The organism is Mycobacterium sp. E3298, from assembly GCF_001666895.1.
Lineage (GTDB): Bacteria > Actinomycetota > Actinomycetes > Mycobacteriales > Mycobacteriaceae > Mycobacterium.
The window spans coordinates 1-14,356 of record NZ_LZJB01000628.1 but is presented as its reverse complement, the minus strand read 5'-3'; the positions used below and the strand labels follow the sequence as shown (position 1 = coordinate 14,356).

17 protein-coding genes and 1 pseudogene are annotated in these 14,356 nt (G+C 67.9%); 10 read left to right on the top strand and 8 right to left on the bottom strand.

Annotated elements, in window-relative coordinates; genetic code table 11:
- Positions 1–397: pseudogene (locus A9X05_RS31855) on the top strand (hypothetical protein); the annotation flags it as partial.
- A 37-nt stretch (positions 398–434) separates the two neighbouring features.
- Entirely contained in the window at positions 435–1,814 is a 1,380-nt protein-coding gene (locus A9X05_RS29070; protein ID WP_067759422.1) for an NAD(P)/FAD-dependent oxidoreductase, read from the top strand.
- Between the two features lie 8 nt (positions 1,815–1,822).
- Here the strand turns inward: A9X05_RS29070 and A9X05_RS29065 are convergent, their stop codons facing one another.
- The 6 genes from A9X05_RS29065 to A9X05_RS29040 form a co-directional block, all read right to left on the bottom strand.
- Positions 1,823–3,049, bottom strand: a complete 1,227-nt coding sequence (locus A9X05_RS29065; protein ID WP_067759420.1) for an O-succinylhomoserine sulfhydrylase — start codon at positions 3,047–3,049, stop codon at positions 1,823–1,825.
- Entirely contained in the window at positions 3,046–3,480 is a 435-nt protein-coding gene (locus A9X05_RS29060) for a rhodanese-like domain-containing protein (RefSeq protein ID WP_067785863.1), read from the bottom strand. The genes A9X05_RS29065 and A9X05_RS29060 overlap by 4 nt, the downstream gene beginning before the upstream one ends.
- Positions 3,481–3,500: 20 nt before the next feature.
- Entirely contained in the window at positions 3,501–4,727 is a 1,227-nt protein-coding gene (gene purT / locus A9X05_RS29055; protein WP_067759416.1) for a formate-dependent phosphoribosylglycinamide formyltransferase, read from the bottom strand.
- Between the two features lie 29 nt (positions 4,728–4,756).
- Positions 4,757–5,395 carry a PaaI family thioesterase gene (locus tag A9X05_RS29050; protein WP_067759412.1) on the bottom strand — a complete coding sequence of 213 codons (639 nt, stop codon included), beginning with the start codon at positions 5,393–5,395 and terminating at the stop codon, positions 4,757–4,759.
- Positions 5,392–6,690: an adenylosuccinate synthase gene (locus tag A9X05_RS29045; protein ID WP_067785860.1), complete on the bottom strand. Its 1,299-nt coding sequence runs from the start codon at positions 6,688–6,690 to the stop codon at positions 5,392–5,394. The genes A9X05_RS29050 and A9X05_RS29045 overlap by 4 nt, the downstream gene beginning before the upstream one ends.
- A gap of 254 nt (positions 6,691–6,944) precedes the next feature.
- Complete coding sequence (locus tag A9X05_RS29040; protein ID WP_197499238.1) at positions 6,945–7,856, bottom strand: histidine phosphatase family protein; 912 nt, start codon at positions 7,854–7,856, stop codon at positions 6,945–6,947.
- A gap of 274 nt (positions 7,857–8,130) precedes the next feature.
- On the opposite strand from A9X05_RS29040, the gene A9X05_RS29035 reads away from it, so the two are divergent.
- Entirely contained in the window at positions 8,131–8,757 is a 627-nt protein-coding gene (locus tag A9X05_RS29035; RefSeq protein WP_067785854.1) for a peptidase M50, read from the top strand.
- Between the two features lie 10 nt (positions 8,758–8,767).
- Here A9X05_RS29035 and A9X05_RS29030 read toward each other — a convergent pair whose 3' ends face one another.
- Positions 8,768–9,895 carry a tyrosine-type recombinase/integrase gene (locus A9X05_RS29030; RefSeq protein WP_067785851.1) on the bottom strand — a complete coding sequence of 376 codons (1,128 nt, stop codon included), beginning with the start codon at positions 9,893–9,895 and terminating at the stop codon, positions 8,768–8,770.
- An 8-nt stretch (positions 9,896–9,903) separates the two neighbouring features.
- A complete protein-coding gene (locus A9X05_RS29025) occupies positions 9,904–10,350 on the bottom strand; it encodes a helix-turn-helix domain-containing protein (RefSeq protein WP_067785848.1) in 447 nt (148 codons plus the stop codon).
- Positions 10,351–10,450: 100 nt separating this feature from the next.
- Between A9X05_RS29025 and A9X05_RS29020 the strand changes: the two genes are divergently transcribed.
- From A9X05_RS29020 to A9X05_RS28995, 7 genes are all read left to right on the top strand, one after another.
- On the top strand, positions 10,451–10,645 hold the full coding sequence (locus A9X05_RS29020) for an AlpA family transcriptional regulator (RefSeq protein ID WP_067785845.1): 195 nt from the start codon (positions 10,451–10,453) through the stop codon (positions 10,643–10,645).
- Positions 10,642–10,995 carry a hypothetical protein gene (locus A9X05_RS29015; protein WP_231978487.1) on the top strand — a complete coding sequence of 118 codons (354 nt, stop codon included), beginning with the start codon at positions 10,642–10,644 and terminating at the stop codon, positions 10,993–10,995. Before A9X05_RS29020 ends, A9X05_RS29015 begins: the two co-directional genes overlap by 4 nt.
- Before the next feature lie 273 nt (positions 10,996–11,268).
- Positions 11,269–11,568, top strand: coding sequence for a DUF2742 domain-containing protein (locus A9X05_RS29010; RefSeq protein ID WP_067785842.1), 300 nt, complete (start codon positions 11,269–11,271; stop codon positions 11,566–11,568).
- Complete coding sequence (locus A9X05_RS29005) at positions 11,565–13,130, top strand: YfjI family protein (protein WP_067785839.1); 1,566 nt, start codon at positions 11,565–11,567, stop codon at positions 13,128–13,130. Before A9X05_RS29010 ends, A9X05_RS29005 begins: the two co-directional genes overlap by 4 nt.
- Positions 13,131–13,255: 125 nt before the next feature.
- Positions 13,256–13,816 (top strand): hypothetical protein, encoded by a 561-nt coding sequence (locus A9X05_RS29000; protein ID WP_067785837.1) that lies wholly within the window; start codon positions 13,256–13,258, stop codon positions 13,814–13,816.
- 177 nt (positions 13,817–13,993) lie between these two features.
- The gene (locus A9X05_RS31460) at positions 13,994–14,167 is read left to right on the top strand and encodes a hypothetical protein (RefSeq protein WP_156737074.1); all 174 of its coding nucleotides are present in this window, start codon (positions 13,994–13,996) and stop codon (positions 14,165–14,167) included.
- Positions 14,164–14,356 (top strand): hypothetical protein (locus A9X05_RS28995; RefSeq protein ID WP_197499237.1); only part of this gene is annotated, 193 nt, incomplete at its 3' end. The genes A9X05_RS31460 and A9X05_RS28995, both read left to right, overlap by 4 nt.

Sequence of the window (14,356 nt, the reverse complement as noted above, 5' to 3'; positions counted from 1 at the left end):
CCCACAATTCATCACGGCCGCCGCTGCGAGCCCCAATTCCCAACTGGCGGCGCCCTTCTCGCTGATGCGGCGCGCGCTGGCGTGCCAGACGAACAACGCCGGATTCGGGGCGCGCGCCTTCCGGCGCAGCGACGGCCAATGGGGAGGCGCGATGGTGGTCGCCGCCAAGAGCGCGACGCCCAACGTCGACGCCCTGGCCGGCTGCGCCAAGACCAACTGGCGGCGCGCCACGGCCGGCACCCAGACCTCGCTGTGCAACAGCGGCTGGAGCACCCCCAACACCTACGAGAGCCGCCGCGGCGAGACCTACTACGTGTTGCTGGCCGGCACCGCGGACGACTTCTGCACCGCGGTCAACGGCAAATTCAAGGACAACTCCAACGGGTGGCCGTTCTAGCCGCTTTCCGGCGGCGTCGTACGGTAAGGGGGTGAGCATGTCGCGTCATCGCGTCGTCATCATCGGAAGCGGATTCGGTGGCCTGAACGCGGCCAAGGCACTCAAGCGGGCCGACGTCGACGTCACCCTGATCTCCAAGACCACGACCCACCTCTTCCAGCCGTTGCTGTACCAGGTGGCCACCGGCATCCTGTCCGAGGGCGACGTCGCCCCGACCACCCGGCTGATCCTGCGCAGGCAGAAGAACGTCCGGGTGCTGTGGGGCGACGTCAACGCCATCGACCTGACGGCCAAGACCGTGACGTCGCACCTGATGGGCATGGAGACCGTGACGCCCTTCGACAGCCTCATCGTCGCCGCCGGCGCGCAGCAGTCCTATTTCGGCCACGACGAGTACGCCGCCTTCGCGCCCGGCATGAAGAGCGTCGACGACGCCCTCGAGCTGCGGGCCCGCATCCTCGGCGCGTTCGAGGCGGCCGAAGTCGCCACCGACCCGGCCGAGCGGCAGCGCCGCCTGACGTTCGTGGTGGTGGGCGCGGGCCCGACCGGGGTCGAGCTGGCCGGCGAGATCGTCCAGCTCGCCGAGCGCACCCTGGCCGGGGCGTTCCGGACGATCACGCCCAGCGAGTGCCGGGTCATCCTGCTCGACGCCGCGCCCGCGGTGTTGCCGCCGATGGGCGAGAACCTGGGCTTGAAGGCGAAACGGCGGCTGCAGAAGATGGACGTCGAGGTGCAGCTGAACGCCATGGTGACCTCGGTGGACTACATGGGCATCACCGTCAAGGAGAAGGACGGCGGCGAGCGGCGCATCGAATGCGCGTGCAAGGTGTGGGCCGCCGGCGTGCAGGCCAGCGAGCTGGGCAAGATGGTCGCCGAGCAGTCCGACGGGACCGAGACCGACCGCGCCGGGCGGGTGATCGTCGAGCCCGACCTCACCGTCAAGGGGCATCCCTACGTGTTCGTCATCGGCGACCTGATGTCGGTGCCCGGCGTCCCCGGGATGGCCCAGGGCGCGATCCAGGGGGCGCACTACGTCACCAAGTTGATCAAGCAGGCGGTGAAGGGCCAGGACGACCCGGCCAACCGGAAGCCGTTCAACTACTTCGACAAGGGCAGCATGGCCCTCATTTCGCGGTACAGCGCCGTCGCCAAGGTCGGAAAGCTGGAGTTCGGCGGCTTCATCGCCTGGTTGGCGTGGCTGCTGTTGCACCTGTTGTACCTGGTCGGGTTCCGCAACCGCATCGCCGCCATGTTCTCCTGGGGCATTTCCTTCCTGGGCCGCACCCGCGGCCAGATGGCCATCACCAGCCAGATGATGTACGCCCGGCCGGTGGTGGACTGGGTGGAGCGCCAGGCGCAGGAGGGCTCACTGGCGGCGGCCGAACGCATCGAAGCCGCCGAGAAGCAGGCCGGTTAGCCCTTCGACTAGCTCAAAGCCTGGTCGATGTCGGCGATCAGGTCGTCGGCGCCCTCGAGCCCGACGGAGATTCGCACCACGCCGTCGCCCAGGCCGATCGCTGCGCGCCCCTCCGGGCCCATCGCCCGGTGGGTGGTCGTGGCCGGATGTGTGACAAGGGATTTCGCGTCGCCCAGGTTGTTGGAGATGTCGATCAGCCGCAGCTTGTCCAGCACCTCGAACGCCCGCGGCTTGGCTTTGTCGTCGGGGCAGTCGAGCGCGAAGGTGATCACCGTCCCCCCACCCGACATCTGGCGCTTGGCCAGGTCGTACTGCGGGTGCGACGGCAGGAACGGGTAGCGGACCCAACTCACCGCAGGATGGGTCTCCAAAAATTCCGCGATCCGGTGCGCCGAGGAATTGCTGTGTTCCACCCGGACCGCCAGTGTCTCAAGGCCTTTCACCAGCACCCAGGCGTTGAAGGCGCTGAGCGCCGGTCCGGTGTGCCGCATCAGCTTCTGCACCGGGCCGTCGATGTACTCCTTGTCGCCCAGGATCGCGCCGCCCAGCACCCGGCCCTGACCGTCGATGTGCTTGGTGCCCGAGTACACCACCACGTCGACGCCCAGCGGAATGCCCTGCTGCAGCAGCGGAGTTGCGAAGACGTTGTCCAACACCACTTTTGCGCCCGCGGCGTGCGCGAGCTCGACCACCGCGGCGATGTCCACCAGCGACTGCATCGGGTTCGACGGCGTCTCGAAGAACACTGCCTGCGTCGGCTTCGACAGCGCCTCCTCCCACTGCGCCAGGTCGTCGCCGTCGACGAACACGGTCTCGACGCCCCAGCGCGGCAGGATCTCGTTGCACACCACGAAGCACGAGCCGAACAGGCTGCGCGACGCGACCAGCCGGTCCCCGGCGGCCAGCAGCGCGCCCAGCGACGTGAACACCGCCGCCATGCCGCTCGCGGTGGCGAACGCGGCCGGCGCGCCCTCGATCAGGCGCAACCGCTCCTCGAACATCGTCACGGTCGGGTTGCCGTACCGCGAGTAGACGAAGTGGTCCAGCTCGCCGGTGAAGGACTTCTCCGCGACGGCCGCCGAATCGTAGACATACCCGGACGTCAGGAACATCGCCTCTGCGGTCTCGTCGAACCCCGAGCGCAGCAGTCCCCCGCGTACGCCGATGGTGGCCTGGCTGACGCCGTCGGGCAGCGCCTTGGGCTCGCGGACGGAATCCCCCGACGGTGAACTCATAGCTGCTTCCAGGGCAATCCGATTGCGCGCCAACCTGATTCACCGCGAATCCCCTGGGCGTTCGGGTGGCCTTCGAACCCGTCAAGCACGTTGTAGGCCGGGGTGATGCCGGCCCGGGTGGCGACCTCGGCGGCACCGATCGAGCGGTTGCCCGAGCGACACAGGAAGACCACCGGCCGTACGGATTCGGTCTCGGGCACCCGGTCGCGCAGTTCGTCGGCGAAGTTGGCGTTGAAGGTGCCGTCGGACGTGTTCCACTCGATGAACACCACCTCGCGGCCCAGGCTGGACAGGTCGGGCACGCCGACGAGCCGCCATTCGGCGTCGGTGCGCACGTCGACCAGCACCGCGTCGGGGTTGTCGCTCAGCAGCTTCCATGCCTGCTCTGGCGTGATGTCTCCGGCGTAGGAGCCTGTGCGCTCTGTGCTCATGACCTCGGATGGTAGCGAGGTTACAACCGCGCCTCTCGCGTGACCGAGCTGTGCGGGCCCTGGTGCCGCACCGCCAGCCGGTCCGCGACGTCGCGCGCGCGGTCGCGCGCGGCCGTCACGTCCGGCGCCGTCGCCAGCGCCTGGAATGCCCGCCCGGCCAGGCGAAGGTCGCTTTCCGGCACGCCCAGCGCCCCGGCGATCGCGACGGGCGGCGCGTCGGCGCGCTCCACCCGGTGGGCCGCGCCCGGCGAAATCATGATGGTGTCAACCGGCAGCCCGAGGACGGTGCGGGCCTGCAGTTCGAACGCCGACAGCCGCTGGCTGGGCACCGTCGCCCAGGCGCTGTCGGTGGGGCGGGGCGTGACGTCGACGAAGTACACCTCGTCGCCGTTGATCATCAGCTCGACGGCGAAGACGCCGCGCCCGCCGAGCGCCTTGACGATCCGCGCGGCGATCGATTTGGCGGCGTCCATCGCGGCCGCGGTCATGCTCTGCGGTTGCCAGGACTCGAGCACGTCGGGAGTGGGCTCGGGGTGGCCGACCGGTGAGCAGAAGTCGATCCGGGGCCCCTGCGGACCGTCGCTGCGCACCGCCAGCAGGGTGACGTAGAACTCGACCTCCACGACGGTCTCGGCCAGCACCCGGTGCTGCTCGCCGTGGCCTCTCGTCGCGCGCTGCCAGGCCGGCCCGATGTCGTCGGGACCCGACGCGACCGACTGGCCCCGCCCGGCGCCCGCGAGCACCGGCTGCACCAGCAGCGGGTAACCGGCGTGCGCGCCCACCGCCTCGAGTTCGCCGGCCGAGCCGACGAACCAGAACGGCGCGGTGGGCAGCCCCAGCTCGTCGGCGGCCAGCCGACGCAGGCCCTCGCGGTCGGCGGCGAGCCGCACGGCATGCGCGCTGGGCACCAGCTGCGGGCCCTCGAGCCCCTCCAGAGCTTGGGCCGCGACGGCGTCGGTGGTCGTGACCACGAAGTCCGGCTGCAGCCCGCGAATCGCCTTGGTCAGCTCGTCTGCATCGGTCATCGCCACCACCAGCGACTGATCGGCCACCGCGTGCGCGGGGGCGTCGGCGCGCTCGTCGAGGGCGATCACCCGCGCGCCGAGGCGGCCCAGGGCGATCGCCAGTTCGCGGGCGAGCTCACCGGCGCCCACCAACGCCACCCGCGGCCGGGTGTCGGCCTTCCCCGCCGGCGGTTGCGGCGGGACGGTGAGCGCGGTCGTCTTGTCGTCGGGTCCGTCGGTCACCGCTCAAGGATAGGTGCGCGGCGGGCAACTCAAGGTTGACCGGGAAGCAGCCGCACCATCAGCCCGTTGGCCTCGGCCAGCACCGCGTCGTCACCGTCGACGAGTTCGGCGGCGACGAACGCCTTGCGGCCCTCGGTGCTCGTGACGCGGCCGCGCACAGCCAGGGGCGCATCGATCGGGGTGACCTTGCGGTAGTCGACGTGCAGGAACGCGGTGCGGCTGATCGGCCGTCCCGCGGCGTGCGACACCATGCCGAACATGTGGTCGAACAGCAGCGGCAACACACCGCCGTGCACGGCGTGGTTTCCGCCGACATGGAACCGGCTGAAGTAGCCGGTCATCTCGACGCCGTCCGGCGCGTACCTGGTCAACGTCCAGGGCGGCAACAGCAGGCTGCCCATGCCGGGCAGGTCGGGCGTGCGCCCGGCCGGTGCCTTGCCCTCGTCGGCCTGGAACGGGCCGAGCAGCTGCACCAGCGCCGCGGCGCGGTCGGCCGCGTCGTCCCACACGTCGTCACCCGGGTCGGCGGACACCGCCAGGTCCTGCAGCGCGCGCATGGCCGCGACGAACCGGCCGAAGCCCGGGCCCGGGCTGGCCGGGCCGTATTCGGGAAAGCCGCCGTGGTGTTCGTAGTCGGGGTCGAGTTCTTTCGGGTCCGGTTCCGTCACGGGCGCGCCGCCAGCACGTCGCGGCGCACGATCGTCTGTTCCCGCCCCGGCCCGACGCCGATGCACGAAACATGCGCCCCGGCAAGCTCTTCCAGCCGCAGCACGTAGTCACGCGCCTTGGCGGGCAGGTCGTCGAATTCGCGCGCGCCGGAGATGTCCTCCCACCAGCCGGGCAGTTCCTCGTAGATCGGCTCGGCGCGCGCCAGGTCGCTCTGCGTCATCGGCATGTCGTTGGTGCGATCGCCGTCGATGCGGTAACCGACGCAGATGGGGACCGTCTCCAGGCTGGAGAGCACGTCGAGCTTGGTCAGGAAGAAGTCGGTGATGCCGTTGACCCGGGTGGCGTAGCGCGCGATCACGGCGTCGAACCAGCCGCAGCGGCGGCGCCGCCCGGTGGTGACGCCGAACTCGCCGCCCGTCTTCGACAGGTATTCGCCGTTGGCGTCGAACAGCTCGGTGGGGAACGGCCCGGAACCCACCCGGGTGGTGTAGGCCTTGAGGATCCCGAGCACGGTGGTGATGCGGGTGGGACCGATGCCGGACCCGACGGCCGCGCCGCCTGCGGTCGGATTCGACGACGTCACATAGGGATACGTGCCGTGGTCGACGTCGAGCAGGGTGCCCTGGGAGCCCTCCAGCAGCACCGTCTCGCCGGTCTCGAGCGCGGTGTTGAGCAGCCGGCGGGTGTCGCGGATGCGGTGCCGGAAGCCCTCGGCCTGATGCAGCAGGGCGTCGACGACCTGGTGCGGGTCCAGCGCCTTGCGGTTGTAGATCTTGACCAGGATCTGGTTCTTCAGTTCCAGCGCGGCCTCGATCTTGTGCGTCAACTGGTCGGGGTCGAGCACGTCCGCGACGCGGATGCCCTGGCGCGCGATCTTGTCCTGGTAGCACGGCCCGATGCCGCGGCCCGTGGTGCCGATCTTCTTGTTGCCCATGTAGCGCTCGGTGACCTTGTCGATCGCGACGTGGTAGGGCAACAGCAGGTGCGCGTCGGCGGAGATCAGCAGCTTGGTGGTGTCCACCCCGCGGTCCTCGAGGCCCTTGAGCTCGTCGAGCAGTACGCCGGGGTCGACCACCACACCGTTGCCGATCACGTTGGTGACGCCGGGGGTCAGCACGCCCGAGGGGATCAGGTGCAGCGCGAAGTTCTCGCCGCTGGGCAGGACGACGGTGTGGCCGGCGTTGTTGCCCCCCTGATAGCGCACCACCCACTGCACGCGCCCACCGAGCAGGTCAGTGGCCTTACCTTTGCCCTCGTCGCCCCATTGGGCGCCGATGAGGACGATTGCCGGCATGACTTGCTCCCGCCTGCTTACTGTGGTTCTACTGGCAACGCACCGTATCTCGCAGCGCTGCAACGGCTTGCGGCATCGCCCGGTGGCTCGAGCTGCCTGCCCGCACCAGGGTCTCGGTTGAGCGCTCCGGGACCGTGCGCGTAGCTGGAGGCATCTTTGCTTGACGCTCTCACGTGGCGATCCTAAACGTCGGGCAGCGACGTACCCGCGACAAGGGCCGTTTGGTCGCGGCTCGTGTCCTCCACGGCCGGGACTTACGGCGTCGTGGGCGGTTTAGCAGCGCATACGCCGCCGGCGGTCGGTGCCTCCAGCATCAGGCACAGGGGCTGCTTGGGGTCGCGCTCGGTCCTCTTGGCCGCCCAGCCCGGCCACACCGGTTTGCCGTTCCAGCTGACCAGCGTCCAGCCATCGTGCGGGTTGCCCTGGACCACGACGACACCGGCGTTGGGCAGCGGGTCGAACAGCAGGAGCAGTGGATCGGGGTTTCTGACGCTCATCATCGTCCCGACGCCGATGGCGAACTCGCTGGAGAACGCCACCTCGGTGATCTTGCCGCCCGCGGCCCGGACCGGGTTGGCCATGGCGTTGCCGTAGATCGTTTGCAGGGAGTCGTTGAAGCGACCCGCGTCGGTCGCCGCGTTGCCGTACATCGTCTGCAGCGCGCCGTTGAAGCGTTTGTGGAACTCGAATCCGTTGGCGTCGGTGGAGCCCGGAGCCAGCATCGGCACGATGCGCAGCCCAAGCAACCACGCCACCGGCCCCAGCAGGTACGCCAGCCCGGCGAGGCTGAACTGCGGTTGCCCGTTGAACGCGCCGGCGTCGATCTCGTTGAGGCCGGGCAGTGCCTGAACATTCATCCCCAACGCGGCCGCCAACGGGGCGGCCGTCTGCTGGGTCCTGGTCAGCTGCGACGCGAAGATCCCGGCGAGCGGACCCTGCGCGGCCAGCGTGGTGGCGATGTTCTGCGCCTGTTGCTGCCCGAGCGCGGTGAGCACCGTTCCGGGCACCGCCGTGTCGATCACCCGCGCCGCGTTGCCCTCCGACTGGCCATGCCGCACCAGGTCGATCACGATCGATTCGTCGGCCGAGGCCGTCGCAGGCTCGACGCACAACAGGACAGCCGAAACCGCCACGGCGCCGGCACGGCGGAGTCGCCTCGTCAGCAACGGACGCGCGTCGGGCCGGTACCAGACACGGGCGGCGCGATTCGCGCGTTTGAGAGGAAGGCGGTGAGTCGGCGAATGGCAGTTCTCCGTTCTCTTGGCCACCCATTCGTTGACCCCGTGGCAGGAGTAAAGTATCCGGTTGCCATCGGGCGGTGGCGCAACAACTTTCGCAGTCCGAGATCATGTTGTGACTACGTCGTGATGACGAGATTATCCGGCCCCCAAATGGTCTGGCTGATGAGTGCGCGAGAGGCATTGAAAGACAAGGCTATTGGTGAACACAGAAGACGGCGCCGTAGCGGTGCTGCTGTTCGGTGATCGCCGGGTGCCGCGACCGCTGGTCGGCCTGCCGGTCCACGGCGCCGATCCCGATTCCGCGATCGGGCCGTACCGGCGGCTGGTGGTGGTCGGCGCCGACGCCGAGCTGGCCGCCGTGCTGACCGGGCTGCTGCGCGCCGGGCGGCTCGACGTCGAGGTGGCCTACGTGCCGCGCCGCCGTACCCGCGCGAGCCGGGCCTACCGCCTGCCCGCCGGGCGGCGCGCGGCGCGGCGAGCCCGGCGTGGCACCGCGCGGCGGGTGACCCTGGTCCGCGACGAGACCGGATCGGTGGTCGTCGGGCGGGCGAGCTGGCTGCCGTCCGAGGGGCGATCGCTGCGTGGCGAGGCCGTCGTCGACGACACCGTGTTGTTCGACGGGGACGTCCCCGGCGTGCACGTCGAGCCGACGCTGGCCGTGCCCGGCCTGCGCGCCCGCGTTGGCCGGCGCCGCTGGGTCGCCGGGCGCGCGGTCCAGCTGGGCAGCACCGGCGTCGACGTGGTGCGCGACGGCGTACCCGCGCCGCGGCCGGCGCGCCGCTCGACGTTCTACCGCAACGTCGAGGGCTGGCTGGCGGTCCGGTAGTTTCCGCACTTCAGAGCGGTTTTGCCCGTCCCTGACGACGTCCAGAGTCCGCAGAAAGTCCGCAAGAATCCGCGAGCGCAGTCCGCATCACAGCTGCCGCAGCCCTGCGGGTGCGGTCCTCGGCCGTCGGCCAGAGATGGCTATAGGTGCTCAAGGTGGTGGTGGCCGAGCGGTGCCCCAGCGCCCGTTGCACAGTCACCACGTCGCAGCCCGCGGCGATCAACCCGCTGGCATAGAAGTGCCGCAGATCGTGCAGCTTGACCCCCGACACCTTGGCACCGGCCAGCGCCCGGAGCCACTCCCCCCGGACGGTGTCCTGGTGCGGAGGATTACCCCCAGCCCCGACGAACAACCAGCCGCCCGGCAGCACGCCCATCGCGTGGATGTGTTCGGACAGCATCACGATCAACTCGTCGGGCAGGTACACCACCCGCTCAGAGCCGTACTTGGGGGGCCGGATCTCGACGTTGCCGCGGCCAGCACGCTGCACTTGCCGGGACACGGTCAGGGTCTTGCGCAGCCAGTCGATGTCATCGAGTTGGACCCCGGCCGCCTCCCCCAGCCGCAGGCCGGCGAACGCGCACAACCCGACCAAAGCGGCGAACCACGGTTCGGCCGCTCCCATGATCTTGCCCACTGTCTCGGGGGCGGGGATGCGCATAGCAACCTCGGGGCGGCGGGTCCGCGGCAGTGTGACGGCCTCGCAGGGGTCCGAGCCGACCACCCTGTCTCGCTGCGCTCCCCGAAACACCGCCCGAACATTGTTGAGCCGGGTCCGAATCGTGCCCGGCGCCAACTCGGCTGCCGCCATCGTCTTGATCCACGTCTCTATGTGCGAGCGCTTGATCGAGCGCATGGGCAGATCCCCGAACGGGGCCGAGTTGATCGCCAGGTTCATCGCTTTGACGGTGCCGGGCGCCCACACCTGCCTGGCCGCCCATTCCTTGTAGAAGTCGGCCAAGGTCATCGCCCCGGCTTTCGGGTCGACATAGCTGCCAGTGACCACCGAGCTGGTCACCTCGTCGATCCACCGCTGAGCGTCGACCCGACGGCCGAAGTGGCGGGCGTGCTCCTTGCCGGTTTCGTCGCGGTAGCGCGCACGCCAGACGCCGTCGGCGCGCTTCTTGATGCTGGCCATTAGGCGCCCTACGCCTTCCTTGAAAATGCCTGACGTTGCTCAGGCGGTAGCAGACGGTCGAGTTTTTCGGCCACCTCTGCTTGGCGGGCCTGCAGCATCTCCCGCTGCATGCTTATGGCTTTCAGTTCATTGGAAAGGCGAAGGAACTCCGACGCACATTCAGCGATTTGTCGACGGATCTCCATTTCCGGATCGGGCCCAAAAAAGTCAGCGACCTCAACGTCCAAGACCAACGCCAGCAAGTACAGCTCTTCCACCGACGTCGGCCGGGAGCCACTTTCCAGCTTCGCGATTGTCGTCTGGTGGTAGGACCGTCCGCTGAACGATAGGTCTCGTGCCAAGTCCTCTTGGCTTAGCCCCTTCGCCTTGCGGAGATCCCTGACTCGCGCGCCGAAGGTTTGCGCGCCGCTGCGCGCGTACTCGGCCGCCTCGCCGGAGAACCCGTCATGCTCCACACGCACAAACGGTACATGCGCTAGCCGCTTGACGCCATTACCCATCCACTGGTGAAATTATGGTCTGGACGCATGAAGAAAATATGCGAGGACGGAATACATGGATGTAGACCAGCTGTTGACGACCGACCAGGCCGCCGAAATTTTGAATGTGCCGCCGGCCACGCTGCGCTGGTGGCGGCATCAGCGAACCGGCCCGAAAGCCTTCCGGCTAGGCGCGCGCAAGGTGATGTACAAGGAATCCGATCTGGCCGCGTGGCTTGAGGAGCAGTACAACGCCGAGGTGAACGCATGAGCCCACCGCCGGTTATCACCAAGCCCCGATCCGGCGGAAGTACCAGCGCCGAGGCCCGCAGCCAGACACAACAGGCCATCACGGCTACCCACACCATTCTCGTCAACCTGGGCGTCGAAATGTCACCGAGCAGGGTCAGCCGCACTGTGCGCCAGTACGAGGCCCGGGTGATGCATAACGGCTGGACGTTCCTCGACTTCCTGACCAACAAGTTGCAACTGTCTGCACAGCAGCGCCGCCGGATGCTGGCAGATCCCGAAATAGGCCGCGTCACAGCCTATTTGGACCCCACCGGCGAAACCGCTGTCAACCATGTCCTACGACAGGTCCGCAGGAGTCCAGTGCCATGAGTCGCGATCAGAGGTCGGCGGGGCCGCCCGAAAACGACGCGGCCGGCCCCTCGCCTAGGAGGCCGGCACCCGCCGCAGAGTCAGATAACTCCACCACCAGCACCGCCAAGCGTACAACGACGCCCCGACACGTCGGGCGGTACGCCTGCGCATGGCGCGACGGTTTCGGGTACGGGTTCCGTGATGCGTTGCGGCTGGCCGCCCGCCGGCTACCCCCCGAGGCCTGGCCCCTGCTCGACAGACTGGCGTCGCAGTACGAACTGGCAGGCTCCGATGGGTAGCGCTACCGTCCGGTTCTGGGACTTTCACCAGTGGGTGCGGCCCTACCTTGATGCCGCCGGCGACTGGCCGATGGCGGGAAGTCAGCCGTGGTTTGACCTGCCCGACAACCACCCGGCTAAGTGGGCTGCGGTGCTGGATGCCGCCCGCCACCATGTCCTCAGGGTCGAGTGCGGCCAAGAACGGCTCGCCGAAGCATCACGCGAGGTAGCAAGCGCGGCCGATTGGCGGTCCATCGCCGCCGCGATATTCGCTCGACGTAGCAGCGGCTACATCCGGCGGGGGATCGCATGAGTGTTTACGACCGAGACCGAGAGCAGGACTACGCCGACGACTACCGCGAACAGTTCGACGATGACCCGATCCCGCTGTCCGCTCCGGTGGAGCTACCCGACTTCCCTCTGAGCGCACTTCCCGGCCCGTACCGGGACATGGCTAAGGCGGTCTCCGAGACCACCCAAACTGACCCGGCGATGGCTGGCACCTCCGCGCTAACCGCGATTTCCGTATGCACGGGCGGTAACGCTCGCGTCCAGGTGCGCCCCGGATGGGTCGAGCCGCTGGTCATCTACAGCGCCACCATCGCATACTCTGGCGAGCGCAAATCTGCTGTGCAGCAGGCAATGACAGCGCCTCTGCGCACCGCCGAACAGCGGCTAGCGAAGGCCGCGCACCGCGAACGCGCCGAGGCCATCGCCACCCGGCAACTAGCCATCAAGCACGCCGCCAAACTTCGCTCGGACGCCGTCAACGCCGGCGCTGAGAAGCGCGCCGAAAAGGACAAGGCGGCGCTCGAAGCCACCGCCGCCGTGGAGGAAATCGAAATCCCACCTATTCCAAGGCTGCTCGCCGACGACATCACCCCGGAAGCTACCGGCGCCCTACTCGCCGAGCAGGGCGGCAGACTCGGGATTGTCTCCACTGAAGGCGGGCTGTTCGAACTTGTCGGCGGCCGCTACAGCCACAACATTCCCAACATCGACGTATTCACCAAAGGCCACAGCGGCGACCCGGTGACCATCGACCGCAAAGGCCAGCCACCCGCTTGCATCCCCTGTCCGGCGCTGACCCTCGGACTAATGATTCAACCTCAGGTCTTAGAGACCATCGCCGCCAACCCGGTCTTTCGGGGGCGCGGCCTACTGGCCCGCTTCTGCTACGCCCTGCCCGTCTCCCGCGTTGGCTACCGCCTCTCCCGGGTCGCGCCACTCAACCAAGACACCGTCGACGCCTACGCCCTAGCTGTCACCGACCTGGCCGCCGACCTCCGGGGCTGGGGCGGCGACCCCATGGGACTGCAACTCACCGCCGGCGCCCGCGAAACCATCCTCACCATCGCCGAAAACGTCGAGGTGGAGCTGCGCGACGAAGGGCCGCTGGCTCACCTGAAGGATTGGGGCAACAAGTACACCGGTCTGATCGCGCGCCTCACTGGGATGCTGCACCTCGCCGATCTCGGCGCTGAGAAGGGTCACCGCCAGCCGATCGACGTTTCGACGGTCTTGGCGGCGGCCAACCTCGGCGGCTACTTCAAAGCATGCGCCATCGCCGCGTTCGCCGAGATGCAGGCCGACCCGGGCCTGGCTGACGCCGTGTACGTTCTCGCCCGCGTTGAGGCACTGACCATCAGGCAGCGCCAAGATGCTGTTGCCCAGCCCGACGTGATCTCCGAGCGCGACCTGTTCCGGGCGCTCAGCCGCACCCGGTTCCCGAAGCGCGAGGCCATGATGCCGGCTGTCGAAAGATTGGTCGATCACGGCTATCTGCTGCCGATTCAGCAAAAGAAACCGGAAGGGGGTGGCCGACCCCCGTCGAAAAAGTATCGCGCACGCGGGCCAATCGCAAAAACCGCATAACTGACAAAACCCCTAGTTTTGTCGGTTTTGGCAGTTCCGCGATTGTCCCGCGAGACCGCTGAAACAGCCTCACCCAACCAACCCACCACACCACCAGCAAACACCTGAGAGTAGGGGGATCCAAAATGACCGCTACCGACCATGACCGTGCGGATGACGACTGGGCCACTGACGACCCCGCCGAGCTACACGCCCGCCTCATCGCCTGGGCCGACACCAACAACGACTACGTCATCCCAACCTGTATTGCGTATCAGATCGGCAGCTATCAGGCGTTTTTGCGACTTGAACGCCTGGGAGGCTGCGAGAACGCCCTGCCCGGCTTCGTGATCCGGAAGGCCGCTGTGATAACCGATGACGGCTGGCATGTCTGTGAGCGATGCGAGCGGCTGTTCATCCCCGACCCCAGCGAGAAACCGTCCTCCCCGTGCGCCTGCAACACACCCGGGCGGCAACCCTGCCAGAGGTGCGACGAGAAAGAGCGTTGGGGATTCTGCTCTGAGGAATGCCGGCGCACCGTTGACTGCGCGCAATGTGGCCGCCCCTACCTGCCCGACAACGGGTCCCGTCCAGTCCCGGGCTATCGGCAGGGCGCGTTCTGCTCAGATGATTGCCGCGACTACTACTGGATGCACGAGCACCCGGTCGGGCAACTTGCATGGCCTAATTCCACCTACATGAATTGAGCCGAACCGAATGACCCGACAGCATCGCCGCAACTGGCGTGCCGCCCGCGAAGATTCCGCCGCACACCACAGCCCCGCCCACCACGAGCAGCCAGCCGGAATCCCTGTCATTCCCGACGCGGCAACCAGATTCGCGGCAGCAACACAAGCCGTGCGAAATAGGAAAGGATCAAAACCATGCCGTACGACAAACAAGAATTAGTCGAAAACCTTTCCCTCCTCACCGAAGAGGAGGCCCGCGAGGTTTACACCGAAGCCCGCCGCGACGACGCCGACCCGAAAACCAAAGCCACACGAGCCCTGCGCGGCTACATCCGGCGGCACCAAGTAAAGGAGCACAAGACAAAATGACCACCACGCGACTAAGCGACCGATTCGCCGAACACCTCCGCGCCGTACAAACGCTGGTTGACGCAGGCATCCCCGCCCCGAAAGAATGGCAGGCACTGCAAGGACGGTTCACCGCCTACCGGGCGCTGCAACTCCCCGCCTGCGACCGGCTCACCGCCGCCATCATCAACCCCAGCAAGAGCGACGACG

Excerpts from the sequence above, each read along its gene's own strand:
- A9X05_RS29070 (WP_067759422.1), top strand. The coding sequence starts at position 435 with ATGTCGCGTCATCGCGTCGTCATCATCGGAAGCGGATTCGGTGGCCTG.
- A9X05_RS29065 (WP_067759420.1), bottom strand. The coding sequence starts at position 3,049 with ATGAGTTCACCGTCGGGGGATTCCGTCCGCGAGCCCAAGGCGCTGCCC.
- A9X05_RS29060 (WP_067785863.1), bottom strand. The coding sequence starts at position 3,480 with ATGAGCACAGAGCGCACAGGCTCCTACGCCGGAGACATCACGCCAGAG.
- A9X05_RS29045 (WP_067785860.1), bottom strand. The coding sequence starts at position 6,690 with ATGCCGGCAATCGTCCTCATCGGCGCCCAATGGGGCGACGAGGGCAAA.
- A9X05_RS29030 (WP_067785851.1), bottom strand. The coding sequence starts at position 9,895 with ATGGCCAGCATCAAGAAGCGCGCCGACGGCGTCTGGCGTGCGCGCTAC.
- A9X05_RS29020 (WP_067785845.1), top strand. The coding sequence starts at position 10,451 with ATGGATGTAGACCAGCTGTTGACGACCGACCAGGCCGCCGAAATTTTG.
- A9X05_RS29015 (WP_231978487.1), top strand. The coding sequence starts at position 10,642 with ATGAGCCCACCGCCGGTTATCACCAAGCCCCGATCCGGCGGAAGTACC.
- A9X05_RS29010 (WP_067785842.1), top strand. The coding sequence starts at position 11,269 with ATGGGTAGCGCTACCGTCCGGTTCTGGGACTTTCACCAGTGGGTGCGG.
- A9X05_RS29005 (WP_067785839.1), top strand. The coding sequence starts at position 11,565 with ATGAGTGTTTACGACCGAGACCGAGAGCAGGACTACGCCGACGACTAC.
- A9X05_RS29000 (WP_067785837.1), top strand. The coding sequence starts at position 13,256 with ATGACCGCTACCGACCATGACCGTGCGGATGACGACTGGGCCACTGAC.
- A9X05_RS31460 (WP_156737074.1), top strand. The coding sequence starts at position 13,994 with ATGCCGTACGACAAACAAGAATTAGTCGAAAACCTTTCCCTCCTCACC.